This window comes from Marinobacter sp. L-46, from assembly GCF_056859535.1.
The window spans coordinates 1-24,270 of record NZ_JBSXOP010000040.1 but is presented as its reverse complement, the minus strand read 5'-3'; the positions used below and the strand labels follow the sequence as shown (position 1 = coordinate 24,270).

The 24,270-nt window shown below is 59.6% G+C and carries 19 protein-coding genes and 1 tRNA gene; 15 read left to right on the top strand and 5 right to left on the bottom strand.

Annotated elements, in window-relative coordinates; genetic code table 11:
* Positions 1-3: 3 nt before the first annotated feature.
* Positions 4-1,020: a LysM peptidoglycan-binding domain-containing protein gene (locus AC13DJ_RS03895; RefSeq protein WP_022990435.1), complete on the bottom strand. Its 1,017-nt coding sequence runs from the start codon at positions 1,018-1,020 to the stop codon at positions 4-6.
* Positions 1,021-1,319: 299 nt separating this feature from the next.
* Here AC13DJ_RS03895 and def point away from each other — a divergent pair, with 299 nt between their 5' ends.
* From def to AC13DJ_RS03855, 8 genes are all read left to right on the top strand, one after another.
* Positions 1,320-1,823, top strand: coding sequence for a peptide deformylase (gene def, locus AC13DJ_RS03890; protein WP_058342206.1), 504 nt, complete (start codon positions 1,320-1,322; stop codon positions 1,821-1,823).
* Between the two features lie 92 nt (positions 1,824-1,915).
* A complete protein-coding gene (gene fmt / locus AC13DJ_RS03885) occupies positions 1,916-2,851 on the top strand; it encodes a methionyl-tRNA formyltransferase (RefSeq protein ID WP_482933213.1) in 936 nt (311 codons plus the stop codon).
* 2 nt (positions 2,852-2,853) lie between these two features.
* Positions 2,854-4,155 (top strand): 16S rRNA (cytosine(967)-C(5))-methyltransferase RsmB, encoded by a 1,302-nt coding sequence (gene rsmB, locus AC13DJ_RS03880; RefSeq protein WP_482933212.1) that lies wholly within the window; start codon positions 2,854-2,856, stop codon positions 4,153-4,155.
* Positions 4,152-5,555: a Trk system potassium transporter TrkA gene (trkA, locus tag AC13DJ_RS03875; protein ID WP_022990431.1), complete on the top strand. Its 1,404-nt coding sequence runs from the start codon at positions 4,152-4,154 to the stop codon at positions 5,553-5,555. Before rsmB ends, trkA begins: the two co-directional genes overlap by 4 nt.
* Positions 5,556-5,690: 135 nt before the next feature.
* Positions 5,691-6,713 (top strand): glycine--tRNA ligase subunit alpha, encoded by a 1,023-nt coding sequence (gene glyQ, locus AC13DJ_RS03870; RefSeq protein WP_474540944.1) that lies wholly within the window; start codon positions 5,691-5,693, stop codon positions 6,711-6,713.
* A 2-nt stretch (positions 6,714-6,715) separates the two neighbouring features.
* Positions 6,716-8,797 carry a glycine--tRNA ligase subunit beta gene (gene glyS, locus AC13DJ_RS03865; RefSeq protein WP_482933211.1) on the top strand — a complete coding sequence of 694 codons (2,082 nt, stop codon included), beginning with the start codon at positions 6,716-6,718 and terminating at the stop codon, positions 8,795-8,797.
* Between the two features lie 2 nt (positions 8,798-8,799).
* On the top strand, positions 8,800-9,357 hold the full coding sequence (gene gmhB / locus AC13DJ_RS03860) for a D-glycero-beta-D-manno-heptose 1,7-bisphosphate 7-phosphatase (protein WP_482933210.1): 558 nt from the start codon (positions 8,800-8,802) through the stop codon (positions 9,355-9,357).
* Positions 9,358-9,392: 35 nt separating this feature from the next.
* Positions 9,393-9,469, top strand: a tRNA-Pro gene (locus tag AC13DJ_RS03855).
* Positions 9,470-9,600: 131 nt separating this feature from the next.
* Here AC13DJ_RS03855 and AC13DJ_RS03850 read toward each other — a convergent pair.
* The 4 genes from AC13DJ_RS03850 to AC13DJ_RS03835 are packed head-to-tail and all read right to left on the bottom strand — an operon-like array spanning position 9,601 to position 13,631.
* Positions 9,601-10,665: an AbrB family transcriptional regulator gene (locus AC13DJ_RS03850; RefSeq protein WP_482933209.1), complete on the bottom strand. Its 1,065-nt coding sequence runs from the start codon at positions 10,663-10,665 to the stop codon at positions 9,601-9,603.
* Positions 10,666-10,682: 17 nt separating this feature from the next.
* Complete coding sequence (locus tag AC13DJ_RS03845) at positions 10,683-12,188, bottom strand: tripartite tricarboxylate transporter permease (RefSeq protein WP_482933208.1); 1,506 nt, start codon at positions 12,186-12,188, stop codon at positions 10,683-10,685.
* Positions 12,189-12,198: 10 nt separating this feature from the next.
* Positions 12,199-12,648 (bottom strand): tripartite tricarboxylate transporter TctB family protein, encoded by a 450-nt coding sequence (locus tag AC13DJ_RS03840; protein WP_482933207.1) that lies wholly within the window; start codon positions 12,646-12,648, stop codon positions 12,199-12,201.
* Entirely contained in the window at positions 12,645-13,631 is a 987-nt protein-coding gene (locus AC13DJ_RS03835) for a Bug family tripartite tricarboxylate transporter substrate binding protein (protein ID WP_482933206.1), read from the bottom strand. Before AC13DJ_RS03835 ends, AC13DJ_RS03840 begins: the two co-directional genes overlap by 4 nt.
* A gap of 174 nt (positions 13,632-13,805) precedes the next feature.
* Here AC13DJ_RS03835 and AC13DJ_RS03830 point away from each other — a divergent pair, with 174 nt between their 5' ends.
* From AC13DJ_RS03830 to AC13DJ_RS03800, 7 genes are all read left to right on the top strand, one after another.
* Positions 13,806-14,474, top strand: coding sequence for a response regulator (locus AC13DJ_RS03830; RefSeq protein ID WP_482933205.1), 669 nt, complete (start codon positions 13,806-13,808; stop codon positions 14,472-14,474).
* Positions 14,471-15,865: a sensor histidine kinase gene (locus tag AC13DJ_RS03825; RefSeq protein WP_482933204.1), complete on the top strand. Its 1,395-nt coding sequence runs from the start codon at positions 14,471-14,473 to the stop codon at positions 15,863-15,865. The genes AC13DJ_RS03830 and AC13DJ_RS03825 overlap by 4 nt, the downstream gene beginning before the upstream one ends.
* A 1-nt stretch (position 15,866) precedes the next feature.
* Entirely contained in the window at positions 15,867-16,901 is a 1,035-nt protein-coding gene (locus AC13DJ_RS03820; protein WP_482933203.1) for an ABC transporter substrate-binding protein, read from the top strand.
* 109 nt (positions 16,902-17,010) lie between these two features.
* Positions 17,011-20,538 carry a type I restriction-modification system endonuclease gene (gene hsdR / locus AC13DJ_RS03815; RefSeq protein ID WP_482933202.1) on the top strand — a complete coding sequence of 1,176 codons (3,528 nt, stop codon included), beginning with the start codon at positions 17,011-17,013 and terminating at the stop codon, positions 20,536-20,538.
* A gap of 145 nt (positions 20,539-20,683) precedes the next feature.
* Positions 20,684-21,790, top strand: coding sequence for a protein adenylyltransferase Fic (gene fic, locus AC13DJ_RS03810; RefSeq protein ID WP_016915979.1), 1,107 nt, complete (start codon positions 20,684-20,686; stop codon positions 21,788-21,790).
* 23 nt (positions 21,791-21,813) lie between these two features.
* Entirely contained in the window at positions 21,814-23,433 is a 1,620-nt protein-coding gene (locus tag AC13DJ_RS03805) for a class I SAM-dependent DNA methyltransferase (protein WP_482933201.1), read from the top strand.
* Positions 23,430-24,167, top strand: coding sequence for a restriction endonuclease subunit S (locus AC13DJ_RS03800; protein ID WP_482933200.1), 738 nt, complete (start codon positions 23,430-23,432; stop codon positions 24,165-24,167). The genes AC13DJ_RS03805 and AC13DJ_RS03800 overlap by 4 nt, the downstream gene beginning before the upstream one ends.
* The last annotated feature ends 103 nt before the right edge of the window (positions 24,168-24,270 follow it).

Below are 24,270 nucleotides of genomic sequence, written 5' to 3'. Positions count from 1 at the left end.
GGCTTAAGGGTTAACTACCTTGTCGCCCACCGCCAGCGGGCGGGTCGCCTTGAGAATCAGGCCGTAGCTCATCTTCTCGTAGGTCTGGAACACCATCAGCAGGCCGGCACGCTCGGACGGAAGTTCGATGGTTTCATTAGTAACCGGGTCACGCACCAGGTTGCCACTCTTGAGAATGGCCATCACGTTGCCAGGCTTCAGGCCTTCACGCTCGCCACGGTTGATCGCTACCACGTTGTACTGGCCAATCTGGTTTACACCACCGTCTACCGAGATCATCACGCCTTCGATGTCCTGATCCGGAGAACTGGGTACAAAGTTGGTGGTCAGCCGACGGTCTTCGTTCACCAGCAGGCGGTCGCCAATGCGCACTTCCTCGCTGGACTTGTTCAGGTTAACGGTCAGGACGTCGCCGTCCTCAGCCGCAACGGTACCGCGGGCAATGCTGCGGGCTTCCAGGCCGAGGAATTCGCCGGTTTCCGGGTCACGGAACTCCTTGCTGCGGCGGAAAACACCCACGCGGTCGGCGGGCTTCTCGCCACGGGCGTAGATCTTGTCACCGGCACCGGTAATGATGCGGCTGTCTTCACCTTCCAGCACGTAGGGCGCACCGTTCAGCTCTTCCGGCGACACAATGCGGGTATCGGTCAGGAAGCTGGCAATGGCGTCCAACGGGATGGCAGGAATGGGAGTGTCGATGGCTTCAGAACGCACCTGGGGCGACAGCTTCACCACATCACTGGTGGCTACCTTGGTGATGCGCGGTTTGCCGTCGATGTAGACCAGCGCCAGGCGATCGCCCGGGTAGATCAGATGAGGGTTGGCAACCTGCGGGTTCACATGCCAGATTTCCGGCCAGTACCAGGGATTGTTCAGGAACCGCCCTGAAATGTCCCAAAGGGTATCCCCTTTAACGACAGTGTAACGCTCAGGATGATCAGCCCTGAACTCGGGTTCTGCATGGGCCCAGGAGGTAAACAGCAGCGCCGTGGCTGCCAGAGCGTACAACAGTTTCCTCATTGTCTGTATCCTTGATCGCGTGCCTAGAATCTATGCGTTAGGTAATGCCGCTGCGGTATGCCGGCAGCTTATTACGTTGTTATTCCCGATACTATAGAAGAAGTCTGGCGATTTGTGATGTTATCTTTTGTTCTTCCAGTGAATTCTTTGGTTTCCCTGAAAGATTTTAGCTATCGACTGATCAGTTTGTACTCAATCGGTAATTTATCGGATAATACAGGCCAAGACGTTACTTCATGATAGGTTCATGAAGAAATTTTGCGCAGACCGCTGTCGCATTTCAGAGAAGCCAAGGCACTATGATTCTAGAAATTCTTGAGTATCCGGATCCCCGTCTTCGCACCATCGCCAAGCCGGTGAATGAGGTGACCGACGAAATCCGCACCCTGATCGACGATATGTTCGAGACCATGTACGATGCCCGCGGCATCGGCCTGGCGGCTACCCAGGTAGATGTACATAAACAGATCATCGTGATGGACCTGTCCGAAGACAAGAGCGAGCCCCGGGTATTCATCAACCCGAAGGTGGAAGTGCTGGACGGAGACCTGGAAGCCATGCAGGAAGGCTGCCTGTCGGTACCCGGCTTCTACGAAGATGTGAAGCGTATCGAACACTGCCGGATTACCGCCAAAGACCGTAACGGCGAAGAGTTCGTCCTTGAAGCCGAAGGCCTGCTGGCCGTGTGTATCCAGCACGAAATGGACCACCTGAACGGCAAGCTGTTTGTGGATTACCTCAGCTCGCTCAAGCGCAACCGCATTCGCAAGAAGCTGGAAAAGCTGCACAAGCAGAGCGCCTGAGACAATGGCTGAAGCATCGCCAGAACAGAACTGAATTCAGACCGGGTTACGACCCGGTTTTTTCGTATCAACGACACAGAGAAGCCATCGCCGTGCGCATTGTTTTTGCCGGAACACCGGATTTTGCCGCCATAGCCCTGAAAGCCCTGCTTGAGGCCGGTCATAACGTGGTGGGGGTGTACAGCCAGCCCGACCGCCCCGCCGGCCGTGGCCGCAAACTCATGCCCAGCCCGGTCAAACAGGTGGCGCTGGATGCCGGCATTCCCGTGTTCCAGCCGGCCAGCCTCAAGCCCGAAGAGGCCCAGCAGGAGCTGGCGGCACTGCAACCGGATGTGATGATCGTCGCCGCCTATGGCCTGATCCTGCCCAAAGCCGTGCTGGAGACCCCGACCCACGGTTGCCTGAACATCCACGCCTCCCTGTTGCCGCGCTGGCGCGGTGCCGCCCCGATCCAGCGGGCCATTGCCGCCGGCGATGCCGAAACCGGTATTACCATCATGCAGATGGATGAAGGCCTGGACACCGGTGCCATGCTGCTGAAAGTGAGCACTCCGATAAACGCCGACGACACCGGCGGCAGCCTGCACGACCGACTTGCCGACATGGGCGGCGAAGCCATCGTGGACGCACTGACCCGGCTGGCACAAGGGGAGCTGACCGGAGAGCCCCAGAACGATGCCGACGCCAACTACGCCCACAAGCTGTCCAAGGAAGAAGGCCACATCGACTGGAGCCGCAGTGCCACCGACATCGAACGGCTAATCCGCGCCTTCAACCCCTGGCCCGGCACCTTTACCGACCTGGGCGAACAACGGATCCGCATTCACCAGGCATCTGCGCTGGAGCAGGGCAGCGACAAAGCCCCCGGCACGGTACTGAGCCGGGAGCGGGACGGCGTTGAGGTCGCCTGCGACACCGGCAGCCTGAAAATCACCTCGGTCCAGTTGCCGGGTAGCAAGGCCCAGAGCATCAACGACCTGATCAACGGCGGCAAGCAGGTACTGTTGCCCGGCCAGGAGCTGAACTGACCATGGCCTACCAGCCCCTGCCGTTTCGTGCCGTCGCTGCCACCGTGTTGCTGGCGGTGGAAAACGGCCAGTCACTGACACAATGCCTGCCGCCGGCCCTGAACCAGTTGCCGCCGGAGCAACGGCCCCAGCTGCAAGCCATATGCTACGGCACCTGCCGCTGGTTTCACCGGCTTGACGGCGAGCTGAGCCAGCGCCTGAAAAAGCCCCTGCGCAAGCCGGACCGGGTTGTTCACCACCTGATGCTGGTGGCCTTATTCCAGCTGCGATTCAGCGAACAAGCCACCTACGCGGTGCTGAACGAAACCGTGGAAGCCTGCCGGGCGCTGGACAAGCCCCACCTGACCGGGCTGGTCAACGGCGTACTGCGGGCGGCCGAAAGGGAAGGGGCGCCGGAGCCGAACGACGACAGCAGCCGCTACAGCCACCCGGTGTGGATGGTGGAAAAGCTGCGCCACAACTGGCCCGACGACTGGCAGTCCATTCTGGACGCCAACAACACCCAGGCCCCCATGACCCTGCGGGTAAACGCCCTGCGTTTCCGCCGTGAGGAATACCTGGAATTGCTGGCCGAGGCCGGTATCGAGGCCAAGCCAACCCGTTTTGCGCCCCACGGCATTCAGCTGGAACGCCCGGTACCGGTCGAGCGCCTGCCCTGGTTCGAAGACGGCGGCGCCAGCGTGCAGGACGAAGCTGCCCAACTTTGCACCACCATGCTGGACCTGCAACCCGGCCAGCGGGTACTGGATGCCTGCGCCGCTCCCGGCGGCAAGACCTGCGCCATCCTGGAAGCCTGTGGCGAACTGGATGAAGTGGTCGCCATCGACGAATCCGCCGAGCGCCTGCCCCGGGTGCAGGAAAACCTCGACCGGCTGGACCTGCACGCCACCCTGAAACAGGCGGATGCCGCCGATATCGACAGCTGGTGGGACGGCGAGCCATTCGACCGCATCCTGCTGGACGTACCCTGCAGTGCCACCGGCGTAATCCGCCGGCACCCGGACATCAAACTGCTGCGCCGGGAGTCCGACATTGTGCCCCTGGCCAGCATCCAGCTTGGCCTGCTCGATGCCATGTGGTCTATCCTGAAACCGGGTGGCCGGCTGGTGTATGCCACCTGTTCGGTGTTTCCCCAGGAGAACCACCGTATAATCCAGCGATTCCTCAAGCAGCAGGAACAGGCAACGCTGGTTCAGAACAATGCTGACTGGGGCCGCGACATGGACACCGGGCGCCAGCTGCTACCCGACCCGGACAGCCACGACGGCTTTTTCTATGCCGTGCTGGAGAAACCTGACGCATGAAAATCCTGATTCTCGGCGCCGGCCAGGTGGGCGGCACCCTCGCTGAAAACCTGGCCAATGAAGCCAACGACATCACCGTAGTGGACAGCGACAGCGTGCGCCTGCGGGAACTGCAGGACCGGCTGGATATCCGCACCATGCATGGCCGGGCCTCGTACCCCACCATCCTGAAAGATGCCGGCGCCGAAGACGCCGACATGGTGATTGCGGTAACCAACAGCGATGAAACCAACATGGTGGCCTGCCAGGTCACCAAGCTGCTATACAAGACCCCCACCACCATCTGCCGCGTGCGCGCCGGGGCTTATCTGGGCAAGCAGGAACTGTTCTATAACCGGGATACCGAAAAAGAGCTGGACCGTTTGCGGGGATTCCCGATCGACGTACTGATCAGCCCGGAACACCTGGTGACCCAGCACATCACCCGACTGATCGAATATCCCGGCACCCTGCAGGTGCTGGAGTTCTCCAAGGGCCTGGCACGGCTGGTAGCCATCCGGGCGACCCAGGGTGGCCCGCTGGTCGGGCGGGAGCTGTCTTACCTGCGTACCCACATGCCCAAGATCGACACCCGGGTAGCGGCCATCTTCCGTAAAGACCGCGCCATCATGCCCCAGGGCGACACGGTGATCGAAGACGGCGACGAGGTGTTCTTCATTGCCGCCGCCGACCATATCCGCTCGGTGATGAGCGAACTGCAGCCGCTGTCCAAACCCTACAAGCGCATCTTTATCTGTGGTGGCGGCAACATCGGCTACCGCCTGGCCAACACCCTGGAAAGCCGCTACCAGGTCAAGATCCTGGAGCGGGACCACGAGCGCTGTGTGATGCTGTCCGAGCGCCTGCAGAAAACCGTGGTGCTGGAAGGCAATGCCGCCAACAAGGACATCCTGCTGGAAGAAAACATCGAAAGCACCGATGTATTCTGTGCCGTTACCAACGACGACGAAGCCAACATCATGGCGTCGTTGCTGGCCAAGCGCCTGGGTGCCCGCAAGGTACTGACCCTGATCAACAACCCGGACTACGTGGACCTGATCCAGGGCGGCGACATCGACGTGGCTATTTCTCCCCAGCAGACCACCATCGGCAGCCTGCTCACCCACGTGCGCCGTGGCGACGTAGTAAATGTTCACTCACTTCGCCGGGGCGCGGCCGAGGCCATCGAAGCGATTGCCCATGGCGATCACCGCTCCTCCAAGGTGGTGGGCAAGCGGCTGGATGAAATCCACCTGCCGCCGGGCACCACCATCGGGGCCATCGTGCGCCATAACGAAGTGCTGATCGCCCACGACCACCTGCGGGTGCAGCCGGACGACCACGTGATCCTGTTCCTGGTGGACAAATCCCGCATCCGGGATGTCGAAAAACTGTTCCAGGTGGGCCTCACCTTCTTCTGATTGACCTCAGACAAAACAACACCCTGGCTGGCACTTAGAAATGCAGCGCCAGCCAGCGTATAATGCGCGTTTTCAAAATTCGGAGTGCTCCGTAACGCGGGGCGCCACACACAGACTGACCAGCAGGCAAACGTCGTGACAGACAAGGCAACCAACAACTCCGCGCCGGATATCAAGACCTTCCAGGGTCTGATCCTGGCATTGCAGAATTTCTGGGCGCAGCACGGCTGCGTGGTTCTCCAGCCCCTCGACATGGAAGTGGGCGCCGGTACTTTCCACCCGGCCACGTTCCTGCGATCCATCGGCCCGGAAACCTGGAACTCCGCCTACGTTCAGCCCAGCCGCCGCCCCACCGACGGCCGCTACGGCGAAAACCCCAACCGCCTGCAGCATTACTACCAGTTCCAGGTAGTGCTTAAGCCGTCACCGGACAACATCCAGGAGCTGTACCTGGATTCCCTGCGTGCCCTGGGTCTGGACCCGCTGGTGCACGACATCCGCTTTGTCGAAGACAACTGGGAATCCCCGACCCTGGGCGCCTGGGGCCTGGGCTGGGAAATCTGGCTGAACGGTATGGAAGTCACCCAGTTCACCTACTTCCAGCAAGTGGGCGGCCTGGAATGCTATCCGGTCACCGGCGAGCTGACCTACGGCCTTGAGCGCATCGCCATGTACCTGCAGGGCGTGGACAGCGTGTACGACCTGGTCTGGACCAACGGCCCGGATGGCGTGGTTACCTACGGCGACGTGTTCCACCAGCAAGAGGTGGAGATGTCCACCTACAACTTCGAACACGCCGACACCGAGTTCCTGTTCCACAGCTTCGATGTGTACGAGCGGGAAAGCGCCCGCCTGATCGAAGCCGGCCTGCCGCTGCCCGCCTATGAGCAGGTACTCAAGGCCTCCCACACTTTCAACCTGCTGGACGCCCGCCACGCCATTTCCGTGACCGAGCGCCAGCGCTTCATCCTGCGTGTACGCACCCTGGCACGTTCAGTCGCCCAGGCCTACTTCGACAGCCGCCGCAAGCTGGGCTTCCCGCTGGCTCCAGAGCATCTCCGCAAGGAAGTACTGGCTGCCGCTGAAGCCGCCGACGCCAAGGCCAGCAAGAAGGGCAAGAAAGCCAACAAGGCACCGCAGGAACAGGGGAACGCATAATCATGGCAACACAGGATTTTCTGGTCGAACTGGGTACCGAGGAACTGCCTCCGAAAGCCCTCAAGCCACTGTCTGACGCCTTCACCCAGGGCATTGTCAAAGGCCTGGAAGAAGCCGGCGTAGAATTCGGTGCCGTGGAAAGCTTCGCGGCCCCCCGCCGCCTGGCCGTGCGCATCCGTAACCTGGCCGATGCCCAGCCTGACAAGGCGGTCGAAAAGCGCGGCCCGGCCGTGAAAGCCGCCTTCGACGACTCCGGCAACCCCACCCGGGCCCTGACTGGTTTTGCCACCTCCCTGGGCATTACCCCGGACCAGCTCGACACCCTGGAAACCGACAAGGGCGCCTGGCTGGTGTACCGGACCGTCGAAAAGGGCAAGCCCACCGTCGAACTGATGCCCGAGCTGGTGGAGAAATCCCTGGCCGCACTGCCCATTCCCAAGCGCATGCGCTGGGGTGCCGGCAAAACCGAGTTCGTACGCCCGGTACACTGGTTGGTACAGCTTTACGGCAACACCGTGATTGAAACCCCGGTGATGAACCTGAAGCCCGGCAACAAAACCCGCGGCCACCGGTTCCACTGCCCGAAAGAGCTGATTGTACCGACGCCGGCCGACTACGAAGTGGTGCTGAAGCAGGAAGGCTACGTACTGGCCGACTTCGCCGAGCGCCGCGAGCAGATCCGTGCCGGTGTCAACGCCCTGGCCGAGAAAGAAGCCAACGGCAAGGCCGTGATCGATGAAGACCTGCTGGACGAAGTCACCGCGCTGAACGAGTGGCCGGTACCGCTGATGGGCCGCTTTGAAGACCGCTTCCTGGAAGTCCCGGCCGAAGCGCTGATCTCTTCCATGAAGGAGCACCAGAAGTACTTCCACGTGGTGGATGCCAGCGGCAACATGCTGCCGCTATTCATCACCGTGGCCAACCTGGAAAGTAAAGATCCTTCACAGGTGATTTCCGGTAACGAGAAAGTGATCCGCCCCCGCCTGTCGGATGCCGCCTTCTTCTACGAGACCGACCGCAAGACCAGGCTGGAAGACCGCATCGAGGCCCTCAAGCCCATCGTGTTCCAGGACAAGCTCGGCAGCATTCACGACAAATCGGTACGGGTAGCGGCCCTGGCGAAGAAGATCGCCGAGGCCATCAACAGCGACCCGGCCCTGGCCGAGCGCGCTGCCATGCTAGCCAAGACCGACCTGGTGACCGAAATGGTGCTGGAGTTCACCGACCTTCAGGGCATCATGGGCCAGTACTACGCTGCCAACGATGGTGAGCACGAAGACGTCGCCAAAGCCCTGAACGAGCAGTACATGCCGCGCTTTGCCGGCGACGACCTGCCCACTACCCTGACCGGTTGTGCCGTGGCCATCGCTGACCGTATCGACTCGCTGGTGGGCCTGTTCGGCATCAACCAGCCGCCGTCCGGCACCCGTGACCCGTTCGCCCTGCGCCGGGCTTCCCTGGGTGTGCTGCGCATCATCATCGAGCGCCAGCTGCCGCTGGACCTGCAGACCGTATGCGAATGGGCCGAGCAGAACTTCACCGTGCTGACCGAGAACAACACCGCCAGCACCGTAGTGGACTACATGCTTGATCGCTTCCGCGCCCATTACGACGAGCAGGGCATTGGCGCCGAAGTGTACCTGGCCGTACACGCCCGCCGCCCGACCCGCCCGCTGGACTTTGACCGCCGGGTTAAAGCCGTGGAAGCCTTCCGCCAGCTGCCGGAAGCCCAGGCCCTGGCCGGCGCCAACAAGCGGGTTTCCAACATCCTGACCAAGCAGGGCGGTGACAGCATCGGCGAGACGGTCGACGCCAGCCTGTTGCAGGACAGCGCGGAAAAGGCCCTGGCAGAGCAGGTGAACCAGCAGGCAGAAAAGGTGCTGCCACTGTTCGAGAACGGCGACTACGCCAGCGCCCTGAGTTCTCTCGCCAGCCTGCGGGAGCCGGTGGATAACTTCTTCGATGAAGTGATGGTGATGGCCGACGACGACGCCATCCGGAACAACCGCCTGGCGCTGCTGAACCGGCTGCGCAATCTGTTCCTGCGCGTCGCGGATATCTCATTGTTGCCCAACGCCGGCTAGCAATGCTGATCATCCTCGACCGGGACGGGGTCATCAACGAGTACGATGGCAATTACATCTGCTCAGCGGATGAATGGCACCCCATTCCCGGCAGCGTTGAAGCGGTGGCCCGGCTCTGTAACGCCGGCCACCGCATTGCCATCGCCACCAACCAGTCCGGCATCGCCCGGGGTTATTACGACACCGAGGCCCTGGATGCCATGCACGAAAAGCTGGAGCGCCTGGTGGAAGCCCAGGGCGGCTGCATCGACTTCATCGCCCACTGTCCGCACCATCCGGACGATCACTGCGCCTGCCGAAAGCCGCTGACCGGGCTACTGGAACAGATCCGCCAGCACTACCATCTGACTTCACTCCAGGGTGCCATCATGGTCGGCGACAGCCGTAAGGATCTGGAAGCCGCTCACGCGGAGGCGTGCCGCCCGGTACTGGTCAGAACCGGCAATGGCGAGGAAACCGAGCGCCATCTGGACGCCAGGCCCATCCCCGGCGCCGAGGTTGCTATCTACGACAATCTCAGCAAATTTACGGATGCCCTTTTATCCGCCGAGGGCTGGTAAAACCAAAGCGAATCCGTATAATACCGGCCGTTGATCGGCGTGTGGCGCAGCTTGGTAGCGCACTTCGTTCGGGACGAAGGGGTCGCAGGTTCGAATCCTGCCACGCCGACCACTTTCCCGCTTTTTCTTTCTCCTGAATTCCTTACCTCATGTGGCGCGCATTACTCTCATGTCCGCAACAGCCAGCTATTGCCCGACATAAAGGTATTGGATTCTCAGCCGCCCATGGGCAATCGCACTACCTCAATTTCTTTTTCTTATGCACGTAAAGAGCAACGGCATGGCCAATATCAGCACACTGATCCGCATCAGGTGATGGGACGTCACAAAGGCCGGTTCAATGCCCAGTGAAAGCGCCACCAGACTGAGTTCGGGCGCCCCGCCCGGCACATAGGCAAGCAATGTTGCAGCTGGCGAATAACCGGTGACCACGTGGCCCAGCCAGGCCGCCACTGCAGCAATCAGGATCAATATGAATGCCTGAAACACAGAAACTACCAGGTTGAGCCTCATTGCCGCCAAAGTCGTTCCCAAAAATCGAACACCAATCGATACACCAATAATAACTTGGGCCATGGCGGCCAGCATCGGCGGGATCGCGGCTTCAGAAACTCCGGTCATGTGAAGCGCGGCGGATACGAGTACGGGGCCGAACAGAAGCGGATTGGGCAGGCGCAAGCAAAGCCCCAGCCACGCGCCCCCAACACCTGCAACGATCAAAATCACAGATTCGCCGATTGATGGCATGAACAACCATTGAGCCAAAGTAGTCGTGCCGTGCTCCAGATTGACGTGGCCGATGGTGTTCAATATCAGTGGAATAACGAGCAGTAAAACCAGGATTCGAACTGCATGGGTCAGGCCCACTATTCGCAAATCTGCGTCGGAATCTGCTGCCATAAGCGTAACCGTGGAGATTCCGCCGGGCATTCCGGAATAAATGGCGGTCGCTAATGAGTTACCCGCGACGCGATAACTCAGCCACACCGAAACCCCAGTCATAAACAGAGTTCCCACGAGCATAATGACCAGGCTGGCTCCCCAATCGCACAGGTTGCCGGCCACATTCGGCGTAAAGGCCGACCCCAGCATCACGCCGATTACAGCCAATACCACTTTGCGCGATGCCCTCGGTGGTGACAGCCGAACGTTCATCAGGCTAAGCACCGCAGTCACGAGCATGGCGCCCAATAACCATGGCAGGGGCATGTCAGCGGCATAAGCAAGACCGCCGCCGCTGGCGCCAACAAAAGTCGTTGGCACCAGTCTCCAGCCCGCTTTGAAACGTAGCGTCAACGCATCGATCACGTCAGTCGTGCCATGGTTCAGGCGTTAACCGACGCCCGGCGAGCCAACAGCTTCGGTACCAGCCATGGCAATACCAGGAGAAGGACCGCGGCCACCCACAAACCAACCGAGATACCCGACTGCAAGAGAATGCCCAGATCGCCGCCACTGATCGACAAGGCCCGTCGCAGGTTGTCCTCCATCAGGCCACCCAACACGTAACCCAGAATCACGGGTGCCAGCGAGAATCCCAGCTTGCGCAGGCCGTAACCGAAGATGCCGATCACCAGCATCATGTAGATCGCCATCAGATTGGAGTGCAACTGATACACGCCCACAAAGGCGAGGATTGCGATACCGGGAACCAGGGTCCAGCGGGGAATCGTCAGCACCCGGGCGAACACTCCCGCCAAGGGCAGGTTGAGAAGCAGCAACATGATATTGCCGATGTACAACGACGCAATCAGGCCGCCTGCCACTTCCGGGCGCTCGGAGAACATCATCGGGCCGGGCGTGATGTTATAGAGCATCAGCGCACCCAGCAGGACTGCAGTGGTGCCGGAGCCAGGAATGCCCAGCGTCAGCATCGGTACGAATGAACCCGCCGCGGCGGCATTGTTGCCCGACTCCGGCGCTGCCAGACCGCGCATGTTGCCGGTACCGAAGGTGTTGTCCTTGTCGGACAGGCGCTTCTCCGTGGTGTAGGCAACTGCACTCGCAACAGACGCGCCGGTGCCGGGGAGTACACCCACGATAAAACCAATGACACCGCTGCGCAGCATGGCCCACTTGCAGTGGAGTACTTCCTTCAGGCTGACCATCGCCCGGCCAATCGGCGGCATCTTGTGGCTGGCGTTCCGGTGATTGGCGTGTTCAAGCATCAGCAGGATCTCACTGATCGCGAACAGGCCAATGATCATCACCACAAAATCAACGCCGTCGTAGAGCTCTGCCATCTCGAAGGTGTAGCGTAAAACGCCGGTTCCAGAATCGACACCTACCATGGCGATCAACACGCCCAGTACCGCGCCGATGCCGGTTTTTACCGGGTCTTTCCCCATCATCACGGCCATTGAGGCAAAGGCAAACACCATCAGGGCGAAGAATTCCGCCGGGCCAAACATCACTGCTACCTGCGCCAGCATCGGCGCAAACAGGGTCAGGCCAATAATCGCAATCGTCGCACCCGCAAAAGAGCTGACGGCAGACAGCCCCAATGCCGGCCCCGCAAGTCCTTTTTTGGCCAACGGATGGCCATCAAGGGTTGTCATCACGGCACCAGCATCGCCGGGCACATTGAGCAGGATGCTCGACATGCGCCCACCGTACTCGGACCCGGTATAAACGCCGGCCAGCAGGATAAGCGCGGATTCCGCCGGCAGGCCCAGCGTGTAGGCAAGCGGCATCAGAATGGCAATGCCGTTGATCGGGCCAATCCCTGGCAAGGCGCCGAACAGCGTCCCGAGCAAGGCACCCATGAAAGCCAGCCCCAGATTCATGGGGGTCAGGGCCACTTCAAAGCCCTGAATCAGAAAGTCGAACATGTCAGGCTCCTCAATTTAAGTCGGACAACCATTGCCCGCCCGGCAAGGAAATACCGAGCCCCAGGGTGAACAGGTAATAGCTTCCCAGGGCCATCAGAACACCGGCTAGCAAGGCTTTAGACCAGGCGGCATCAAACAGGCGTGACAGTGAGAACACGGCAAAGAAGGTCGTGATCAGAAAGCCCAGTCGGGTGAACAGGAGCGCATAGACCAGAAGGACGAGCAGCACACAGCCCAACTTGATAACGACACGCTTTTCCGGCCATTCCCCGTTTTCTCCGGGTCGGAACACCAGTGCCAGCGACAACACCGTGAGAATGACGGACAGCAGGATCGGAAAGGCTCTTGGTCCCACGGGCTCATAGTTGAAGGTGGGCTCAAGCTGATAGGCCTGGAAGGCGGCGAATGCCGCCAAACCGATCAGGGCAAGCCCAAGAATACGGTCGGCGGCGATTCTCATTTTATCAGTCCTACTTCTTTGGCAAGCCCCTTGAACTGGGTGACCTGGCCCTTGACGTAAGCGTCAAAGTCGTCGCCAAAACGTGACATGGGGAACAGCCCGCGGGCCTCGCGCAGCTCGGCAAAGGTTTCTTTCCCGGCCAGAGCTTCAAGTTTCTTCACCCACTGTTGGTAGGCCTCGTCGCTGACTTCGGGGCCCATGTAGTAGCCACGCCAGATCGGCCACTGCACGTCATAGCCCTGCTCTGCCGCTGTCGGGATATCCGAGTAAGGGCCGTCCAGGCGTTCCTCGGAGAGTGCCGCAAGAACGCGAACGGTGCCGCTCTCAAGGTGCGAGCGCAGCTCGGAAAGGTCGCCGGTGAACACGTCGATGTGCTCACCCAGCAGAGCGGCCAGTGACTCACCACCGCCCTCGAACGCCACATACCGGAGATCACGGGGCGAAAGGCCCGCAGCCTTGGCCGTCAGGGCCGCCTTCATCCAGTCCTGGCTACCAACCGTACCGCCGGCGCCGAACACGATTTTTCCCGGCTGGGTTTTCAGATCTTTCATCAGCTCGCCGAGGTTGGCCCAGGGGGCGTCCGTCTTGACCACGATAGCGCCGTAGTCGGCACCCAGGGCGCCAAGCCACCGTACTTCGTTGGCGTCGTACTCACCGAACTTGCCGAGGGCGAGGTTAACGGCGGCGCCGGTGCTGGCTGCGACAATGAGGTTGGGGTCGTCGGCTCTCACACCGTTAACGTGGTTATAAGCGACTGCACCAATCCCACCCGGCATGTAACTGACCATCATCGGCTTTTCGATCAGTCCGGTTTTCTGGAGGCCATTTGCCGCCAGACGACAGGTCAGATCATAGCCGCCGCCCGGTTTGGCGGGTGCAATACACTCGGTTGTTTCGGATTGAGCCTGCGCGTTGCCCACCATGAGCGCTGCGCCCAGCAGGATAGAAAGAGACGAACGGAGAAATACAGAGTTGAATCTCATAGGGGACTCCTGTTGTATTTGTATTTGTTGTCCGCAGAGGCGTCAGGAAACGTGTGTGCGGTTCATCGTCGAAGTGACGACGTGAACCATTCTATGGAGCCAACCTGTCAACAACCTGTCAGTGGTCTATGATGGTCACTCCCTATTGTCACTCCCTCTTGAGATACCGGATTCATGCGCCTGCTTATTGTCGAAGACGACCCATTGATCGCCGACTCTCTGATCGAGGGACTGACTCCGCTGGGGAACACCGTGGAGACCTTCTCCAGTCTGCGGGAGGCAAGGTCAGCTATCGCCGTCGGCCAGTTCGATCTGCTGGTGCTGGACCTCGGTTTACCCGATGGCAGCGGCCTGGCACTGCTCTCGGAACTCAGGAAAAAGGGGGACGTCACGCCCGTTATGATCCTGACCGCCCGGGATGGTGTGGCTGAGCGCGTTCAGGGCCTGGATCTCGGCGCCGACGACTACCTCACCAAGCCGTTTTCGATTGCCGAGCTCCAGGCTCGGGTGCGAGCTCTGCTCCGACGAAGCCAGCGTCGTACCGACAACCAGCTTCGGTTTGGACCGCTGTGCTTCGATCCGGCCTCCGGCGAAGTGACCCTGAATGATGAACACCTCGACCTTCCCCCCCGGGAGCTGGGGTTGATGGAGAGTCTTTTGCTCCACGCCGGACGCATTGTCCCCCGGGAGCAACTGATTGACCGACTGTTCGGGTTCGGCGAGGTCGGACCTAACGCACTGGATCTGTATATAAGCCGGCTGCGCAAGCGCTTGCAGGGCACCGGCGTCCGCATCCGGACGTTGCGCGGCCTGGGTTATCGGCTGGAGGATGATGTCGCGTGATCGTCGTCGACGGAACGCTGAAAAAGCGTCTGGGCGTCTGGCTATTGGCGGCCGTGGGCGTGCTTGGCACATTTCTGCTTGTCGAGGCCTACAGTAGTGCCCAGCGAGCCGCCAACCGTGCGTTTGACAGTCAGCTGGAGGCGGCGAGCCTGACCATCACCGAAGCCATCCAGTGGCCGGACGGGCGCCCGATCGTCGAAATTCCGCCCGCCGCCTTCCAGATTCTGGCGACCGACCAGCAGGAGCGAGTGTTCTACAGTATCCTCGATGCCGGAGGCCGTGAAGTGACGGGCAATCTCAATGGCTTTGTGACGGACACCTTTCGAAAGCAAGCCATGGATGAACCTGTCTGGATATTCGTTCAGTACCTCGGCACGCCCATCCGGCTGTACGGGCGTGAACTGAAATCGGCAGGCTGGGAATCCGTAGAGCCGGTGCAAATCTGGGTTGGGCATACCCTTTCGGGTCGGGATGCCCTGGCGAGTGATCTGTTCATTCGGGCGGTGACCCGGTTCCTCACCATGGTTGCCCTCACGGGTCTGCTGATGTTCTTCGCCATTCGCACGGCCCTGGGCCCGGTGCGCCGATTGCGGCAACTGCTTCGCCAGCGGGAGGCAGACGATGTCAGCCCATTGGATGCAAGGGTGCCGGGCGAGCTCTACGATATGGCGGAAACCCTGAACTCGCTTTTTGAACGCCAGCGCGAAGGACGCGACGCTATGCTGCGCTTTACCGCCGACGCCAGCCATCAGCTCAAGACACCGCTTGCCGGTTTACAGAGTACCAGCGAACTGGCGCTGAGAAGCGACCGCCCGGAAGACTGGCGCCGGGCTCTGCAAACGGTGCATGACAGCACTTCAAGAACCAGCCGCCTGGCAACACAGCTACTCAGCCTCGCCCGCCTTCGCCACGATGAAGGAAGTATTCCAGCCCGAATTGATCTGTCAAACCTGATGCGTGAGACCGTGATGGAGTGGGCTGAGCGCAGTGACGCGCGGCATCACGATCTGGGCCTTGCTCCAATGCCTGATAAACCTGTTTCCATTCGGGGTGAGGCCTGGTCATTACGGGAGATGATTGGCAACCTGATCGACAACGCCCTGCGTTACACTCCGCCGGGGAGCGAAATCACGCTGGCGCTGGAGGTAACACAGGACACAGCAACAATGACAATAAAGGACAACGGTCCTGGCGTAAGTGGTGATCTACTTGACCGCCTGCATCAGCCTTTTGAACGCGGAGGACGACAGGATACAGAAGGTTCGGGCCTGGGACTGTCGATCGTCGATTCTATCGCCCGTCGCCATCACGCCATACTCGACGTTCGCAGCCCTCCCGGAACCGGCCTGGAGGTGACCGTGCGATTTCCGGTCTTGAGGGAATCTGACTGACATGAAGCTATGGGTCGCAGCAACGCTACTGCTGGCATGTCTGATGCCGGCCAGATTGATGGCTCAACAGGCGATTCCGTTACAGGTCGAGGCGGCTCTGGACCGCCAGGTCGTGGCTCCCTTGCTTGAGGCTTTCGAACAGGCGCATCCGGAAATAGAGCTGGTCTACCACGACAAATCCACGCTCGAGGTTGATCGAAGGGTTCGCCAGGCAAGTCCTGCTCCGGATGTTGTGATCAGCTCTGCCATGCCCTGGCAGATGGCTCGGGTCAACGAGGGATTGGCGCAGCCCCTGAACAGTGGCGTTGCCCGGAATTGGCCGGAATGGGCCAAATGGCGCAACGAAGTTTTCGGTTTTACCTTCGAGCCCATCGTGACGGTATACCGGCTCAACCTGGCAAAACACATGATGCCACCCACCACCCACGCCACCTTGAATACCATCCTGAGGAGCCACAGGGAGTTACTGCGTGGGCGTGTGACCACCTATTCCCCTTCGGGGAGCGGCATCGGCTATACGCTGTTTCAGCAGGATGCGCGCTATTCGCCCCGCTTCTGGGATCTGGTCGCCGCTATGGGTGCAGCCGGTGTTAGCCTCGAAAACAGTACTCAGGCTATGCTTGATGGTCTCACAGACGGCACTTATTGGGTGGGGTACAACCTCTTGGGATCGTACGCCATGCACTGGGCCCGAAACCATCCAGACCTTATCGTGCAAATTCCCCAGGACTATGCGCTGGTCATGATGCGCATGGCATTCATCCACAGGGACGCACCCCACGCGGCGGCGGCCAGGACATTCATGAATTTTCTGCTCAGTTTCGAGGGCCAGCAGATCCTCGCCGGCAGCACCCCGTTATTCAGTGTGTTGCCGGACGTCACCGGCCCTTATACGGCCCAGCGACTTCGTGACCAGGTTGGCGATAACCTCTATCCCATTCCAATCAACGCGGGCCTGCTGGCTTTTGTCGACCCGATGAGGCGGGCCGCTTTTATGAATCGCTGGACCAGGGAGATACAGATTCTGAAGCCATGACTACAGCATAGCGGCTGTGTTATGACCTGCTGCCCATAGAGGCACAGCGTTTCTGTATCCTTGATAAGTCTGCTAATGTTCTGCCGTAAGACTGTCGCGGAGGGATACATTGAACAAGGCAACGGAATTCAAGTCCGGCAACTTTTCGTTTTTGTCAGAACACGATTCCTTATTCGTGGAACTGGCCGAATCCGCCGAGCGTGCCTTCGCCAGTGACCCCAACACCACCCTGATCAAACTCCGCCAGCTCGGCGAAGCCCTGGCCCAACACCTGGCCGCACTGTCCGGTATCGAGTTCGACGAACAAACCAGCCAGTCCGAACTGCTTTATCGCCTGAACCGGGAATTGCGGCTGGAACCGCAGATCAAAGAACTGTTCCATATCCTGCGGATTGAAGGCAACAAAGCCACTCACCAGTTCCGCACCCAGCACAAAGAAGCCATGGATGGCCTGAAAGTGGCGCGGGCCCTGGCCATCTGGTTTCATCGTTCCTTTGGTAAAGCCGGTGCCAGCTTCAAGCCCGGCCCCTTTATACCGCCAGCCGACCCCAGCGCACAGTTGCGACAACTGCAGAGCGACATCGAAAAGCTCCGCCACGATCTGCAACACGCCAACATGGCGCTGGACAGCAGCCAGCAGCTCAGCCAGCTGATTGAGAAAGAAAAAGCCGAATACGAAGCCCTGGCGCTCGCCATGGACGAAGAATCCCGCGCTTTGGCGGAACAGGCCCGCCAGCACGAACAAGCCCTGAGCCAACAACAACAAGCCTACGAGCAAAAGATCAAAGCGCTGCAACAACAGCTCACGGAGCAGGGCGAACAAACCGTTAATCAGCAGCGCCAGCAGGTAGCCAAACAGACCAAAGCCGCTACCGACACCCTGGTACTGAACGAAGAACTCACCCGCATCCTCATCGACCAACAACTGCAGGACGCGGGCTGGGAAGCCGACAGCCAGGACATCACCTTCCAGAAAGGCGCCCGCCCGGAGAAAGGCACCTATCGCGCGATTGCCGAATGGCCCACCAATCACAATGGCGAGAAGGGCCGGGCCGATTACGTGCTATTTGCAGGCCTTACGCCCATCGCCGTGGTAGAGGCCAAGAAAGAGAACACCAACGTCGCCGGCAAAATCCGCCAGGCCGAACGTTACAGCAAAGGCTTCAAGGTAGACGCACCCTTAGTCGGCGCCTGGGAGTTGATGGGCCGCACCATCGCCTGGCCCGCCGATGAAAGCGGCCATTACCACGTACCCTTCGTGTATTCCTGCAACGGTCGACCCTATATTCCGCAACTGGCGGAACAGTCAGGCACCTGGTTCCGGGATGTGCGCGAGCCCAGCAACCTGCGTCGGGCGCTGCCGCAGTTCCACACCCCCGGTGGCCTGCTGGATTTGCTGGAACGGGACAAGGAAAACGCCGAGAAACTGTTAAAGGAAGAGCCCTTCGGCTACCTGAAACTGCGGGACTATCAACAAAACGCCATCGCCGCCACCGAACACGCCCTGGTCCGTGGCGTGCGCACCGCGCTGCTGGCCATGGCCACCGGCACTGGCAAAACCCGCACCATCATCGGGCTGATGTACCGGTTCCTGAAAGCCGAACGCTTCCACCGCATCCTGTTCCTGGTGGACCGCACCGCCCTGGGCCAGCAGGCCATTGACGCCTTCAACGAAGCACCGCTGGAACAGAACCACACCCTCAGCAAGATCTACAACGTGGCCGAGCTGGGCGACATGGCCGCCGAAGCGGAAACCCGCATTCAGGTGGCCACCGTGCAGGCCATGGTGAAACGCATCTTCATGAGCGACAACCCGCCGCCCATCGACCAGTTCGACTGCATCATCATCGACGAAGCCCACCGGGGTTACACCCTGGACCAGGAAATGACCGAAGGCGAACTGGCCCTGCGGGACACCAGCCAGTACCTGTCCAGCTACCGCCGCGTGCTGGATTACTTCGATGCGGTGAAAATCGGCCTCACCGCCACCCCGGCCAAGCACACCAGCGAAATCTTCGGCAAACCCGTGTACACTTACTCCTACCGGGAAGCCGTGGCGGATGACTGGCTGATCGACCACGAACCACCCATTCGCTACGAAACCCTGCTCAGCCAGAACGGCATTACCTTCGAGAAGGGCAAGCCGGTCGAAGTCATCAACACCCAGACCGGCGAACTGGACACCACCGAGCTGGAAGACGAACTCAGCTTCGAGGTGGATGCCTTCAACCGCCGGGTGATCAACGAGAACTTCAACCGGGTGATCTGCGAACAGCTGGTACAGGAGCTGGACCCGTTCGGCGACGAGAAAACCATGATTTTCTGTGCCACCGACCTGCACGCGGACATGGTCAAACGCCTGCTGGACGATGCCTTCAAGGATCTCTACAACGGCCGCTACAACGAAGCCGCCGTGGCCAAGATCACCGGCCAGAGCGACAAGGCGGACCAGCTTATCCGCCGCCACAAAAACGAGCGTTATCCCAACATCGCCATCACAGTAGACCTGCTCACCACGGGCATCGACGTACCGCGCATCTGCAACCTGGTGTTCATGCGCCGGATACGCTCACGCATTCTTTACGAGCAGATGATCGGCCGCGCCACCCGCCGCTGTGATGAGATCGGCAAGACCGTGTTCCGCATCTACGACCCGGTAGACATCTACGCCGCCCTGCAGGATGTAAACACCATGAAGCCCCTGGTGAAAGACCCCAACATCACCCTGGAACAACTGGTGGACGAGCTCACCGACGACGAGCAACTGGAAAAGGCCCTCAACAGCCCCGGTGAACAACCCGATGAAAGCCAGGCCGATGTGGTACTCAGCCAGCTCAGCCAGAAACTTATGCGAGTGCTGCGCAAGGCCGACAACAAAGCCGAAAACCGCCCGGAACTGAAACAGAAACTGGACGAACTGCACCAGAGCTGGGGTGTGGAACCCAAATCCCTCCACCAGCACCTGCATAAACTCGGCCCACGGCAGGCCTCGGAATTCATCAAACAACACAGCGGCCTGCTGAACCAGCTGGCCGAGGTGAAGTCCCTGGTGGGCAGCGAATACATGCCGTTGATCTCCGACCACGAAGACGAAATCCGCGAACGTATCCAGAGCTACGGCGAGCACGACAAGCCGGAAGACTACCTGGACAGCTTCAACGAGTTCATCAAACAACAGCTCAACCAGTCTGCCGCGCTTGCCGTGGTGGTCAACAAACCCCGGAACCTCACCCGCGAACAGCTACGGGAAGTAAAACTGCTGCTGGACAACCACGGTTACTCCGAAGCCCGCCTGCAAAGTGCCGTGCGCAACCAGACCAACAAAGATATCGCCGCCAGCATCATCGGCTACATCCGCCGCGCCGCCCTGGGCGAGCCGCTGATCCCCTTCGAACAGCGGGTAGCGGAAGCCATGGATCGCATCTACACCCAGCACAGCTGGACCCCAAACCAGCGCAAATGGCTGGAGCGCCTGGCCAAGCAGCTGGTGCACGAAGTCATCATCGACCGGGAGTTTGTGAACCACCGGTTTGCCGACGATGGCGGGGCCAGGCAGATGAATAAGGTGCTGGGGCAACAGCTGGATACCGTGCTGGAGGAATTGAATGAGGCGATGTGGCCGGAGCGGAGTGCTTGAGAATGCCATGTTTATGGAATCGACATAGGTTTAACCTGTGTCGATTTTTCAGTATTTTTTCGACACAGATCATTGCTATGTTTACCGCATAAACATAGACTGCGCAAAACACACACCTTTGTCGAAATTTTCAAGGAATTTAAACATGGCCTGGCGACCGGATCAGCCTTACAACCAGTTACCGCCGCTTCCGCCTGCCAAAGAAGTGACCGAGACTCTGGGCATCCTCAAAGCCTGCATTCCCGCCCGGGCAGCTCTGGCTGAGCTTAAACAGGCAGGTGAACTGATTCCGAATCAATCACTGCTGATAAACCTTCTGCCACTGCTGGAAGCCAAAGACAGTTCCGAGATCGAGAACATCGTCACCACCACCGACAAACTGTTTCAGTTTTCGCAGGAAGATCAGGGGGCCGATCCGGCCACCAAAGAAGCGCTCCGATATCGCACAGCCCTTTATGAGGGCTTCGTCCATCTTCAGCGCAAACCACTGTGCGCGAGCACCGCTATAGAGGTGTGCAGCACGCTGAAAGGCGTGGATATGGATGTACGTAAGGTGCCCGGGACCATCATTGGCAATCAGGCAACCGGTGAAACCATCTACACCCCACCGGTTGGTGAAGCGGTTATTCGCAACCTGCTCACCAACTGGGAAAACTATCTGCATGCAGACGACGACACGGACCCACTGATCAAAATGGCCATCAGCCATTACCAGTTCGAAGCCATTCATCCGTTCCACGACGGCAATGGACGAACCGGCCGTATCGTCAATGTGCTTTACCTGATCGAACAGCGGCTACTCACCCTGCCCATACTCTACCTGAGCCGCTACATAGTTCAGCACAAAAACGATTACTACCGCCTACTGACCCAGGTTACCCGCACCGGTGAGTGGCAGGAGTGGATTATCTTTATGCTTAACGGCGTGGAGCAGGTATCGTCCTGGACCTGCGCCAAGATCGCCGCCATGAGAAAGCTCATTACTGAAACTGAAGACCATGTCAGACAAGCGCTGCCCAAGATCTACAGCCACGAACTGGTCCAGACCATTTTTGAGCAGCCCTATTGCCGCATCAGCAACCTGGTAGAAAAAGACATCGCCAAACGGCAGACAGCATCCAGTTACCTGAAACAGCTGGTCGAGATTGGCGTACTGCAGGAGAAAACAGCAGGCAACGAAAAGCTGTTCCTCAATCCGCGCCTGCTACGCCTGATGACCAGCGATAGCAACGAGCTTCAGCCTTACCACTGAATTCAGCAACCTTGAGAACACCCATGACCAACAACGACATCGTCCAAAAACTCTGGAACCTCTGCGACGTTCTGCGGGACGACGGCATCAACTACTCGGACTACGTCACCGAACTGGTGCTGCTGCTGTTCATCAAAATGGTGCACGAGAACACCGAAGCCGGCACCCTGAAAAAACACCCACTGCCGGAAGGTTGCCGCTGGACCGACCTGAACGGCAAATCCGGCATCAACCTGCTGAACGACTACAAGCGCATCCTGCTCAGCCTGTCCACCGGCAAGGATGGCGACGGCACACTGGTACACGATGACCCGCTGATCAGCGCCATCTACGCCGACGCCCAGACCCGCCTGCGGGAGCCGCGCCATCTGGAACAGATGATCAAAACCCTGGACCAGATCGACTGGTTCAGCGCCCAGAAAGACGGCCTGGGCGACCTGTACGAAGGCCTTCTGGAAAAGAACGCCAACGAAACCAAATCCGGCGCCGGCCAGTACTTCACCCCCCGCGCCCTGATCAACACCATGGTGCGCTGCCTGAAACCGCAACCGGGTGAGCGCATCCAGGATCCGGCCGCAGGCACCGCAGGCTTTCTGATTGCCGCCCACGAATACATCAAAGGCCAGACCGACGACCTGTACGACCTGACCACCGAACAGAAAGCCTTTCAGACCACCAAGGCCTACGTGGGCATCGAACTGGTGCCCGGCACCCGCCGCCTGGCCCTGATGAACTGCCTGCTGCACGGTATGGAAGGGGATGCAGAGGGCGTGGTGCACCTGGGCAACGCCCTGGGCCAGACCGGCGCCGGGCTGGAGAAGGCGGACGTGATCCTCGCCAACCCGCCCTTCGGCACCAGCAAAGGCGGCGATGCCAGCATCACCCGTGACGACCTGACCTACAAAACCAGCAACAAACAGCTGGCCTTTTTGCAGCACATCTACCGCAACCTCAAACCCGGTGGCCGCGCCGCCGTGGTGCTGCCGGACAACGTGCTGTTCGAAGCCGGCGTAGGCACCGACGTGCGCCGGGACCTGATGAACAAGTGCAACCTGCACACCGTCCTGCGCCTGCCCACCGGCATCTTCTACGCCCAGGGCGTGAAAACCAACGTGCTGTTTTTTACCAAAGGCAGCGCGTCGGACAAACACCAGGAAGAGAACTGCACCGAAAACGTCTGGGTCTACGACCTGCGTACCAACATGCCCAGCTTCGGCAAACGCACCCCCTTTGGCGACCCACACCTGAAGCCGTTTGAAGCTGTTTATGGCGAAAGCCCCAACGGCGACAGCGAGCGCAAAGAGGGCGAATACAGCTTCCATTCCGAAGACATCGAACTGCCCGAACACAGCGACGAAAACGAAGGCATCGACCCGCGCCTGGCCCACAGCCGCTGGCGCAGCTTCAGCCGCCAGTGGATTGCCGAGCACAAGGGCGACTCGCTGGATATTTCCTGGCTGAAGGATAGTGACAGTGTGGATGCCGCCAATCTGCCGGAGCCGAGTGTGTTGGCGGGTGAGGCGATGGGAGAGTTGGTGCAGGCGCTGGGCGAGCTGGATGCGTTGATGCGGGAATTGGGGGCGGAGGAGGAGGCTGATGGGGCTCGGATGCTTTTGCGGGAAGTGATGGGTGAGATTTCATGACTGAAAGCTCCATGCCATCTGAATGGCACAAAACGACATTAGGTGCCGTCGCACAGTGGGGCTCAGGCGGCACGCCTTCGCGGAAAAACCCCGAGTACTATGGTGGGAATGTGCCATGGGTAAAAACCGGTGATCTCGGTCCAAAAGTCTTGTCGGCCGCAAGTGAATACATCACCGAGCTCGGCGTACAGAAATCCAGCGCGAAATACTTTCCAAAAGGCTCCGTTGCGATAGCCATGTATGGTGCAACGATCGGCAAAACATCCATTCTGGGTTTCGATGCAACTACAAATCAGGCATGTGCAGTTGGCCAACCAGTCGATGGAATTACCGATACGACGTTTCTTTATTACCTACTAAGAAACGAAAAAGATGCCTTCATTGCGAAGGGCAAAGGGGGAGCACAGCCAAATATTTCTCAAGCTCTCATCAAAGAGCATGGGATTGCGCTCCCACCCCTTGCCGAACAAAAAGTCATCGCCGACAAACTCGACACCCTGCTGGCCCAGGTGGAAAACACCAAAGCCCGCCTCGAACGCATCCCGCAAATCCTCAAACGCTTCCGCCAGTCCGTGTTGGCTGCCGCGGTGAGTGGGCGGTTGACGGAGAAGTGGCGGGATCTGAGTAGCGTAAGCATTACTGATTGGGTCGCTCTCTCTGTTGGTGATGTTGCAACCGTTGCAACAGGAAAAACACCTAGGAGTCTGCGCGGCAGGAGACACCTTCTGGCATAATGCGTAAAAATTCTTCAGCACCGGAGAATCTGATGGGAACCACTTTCCGCCCGTATTCGCCTGGCCAGGAACTGCTTCTTCCCCCGAGCCTGAACGAGTGGCT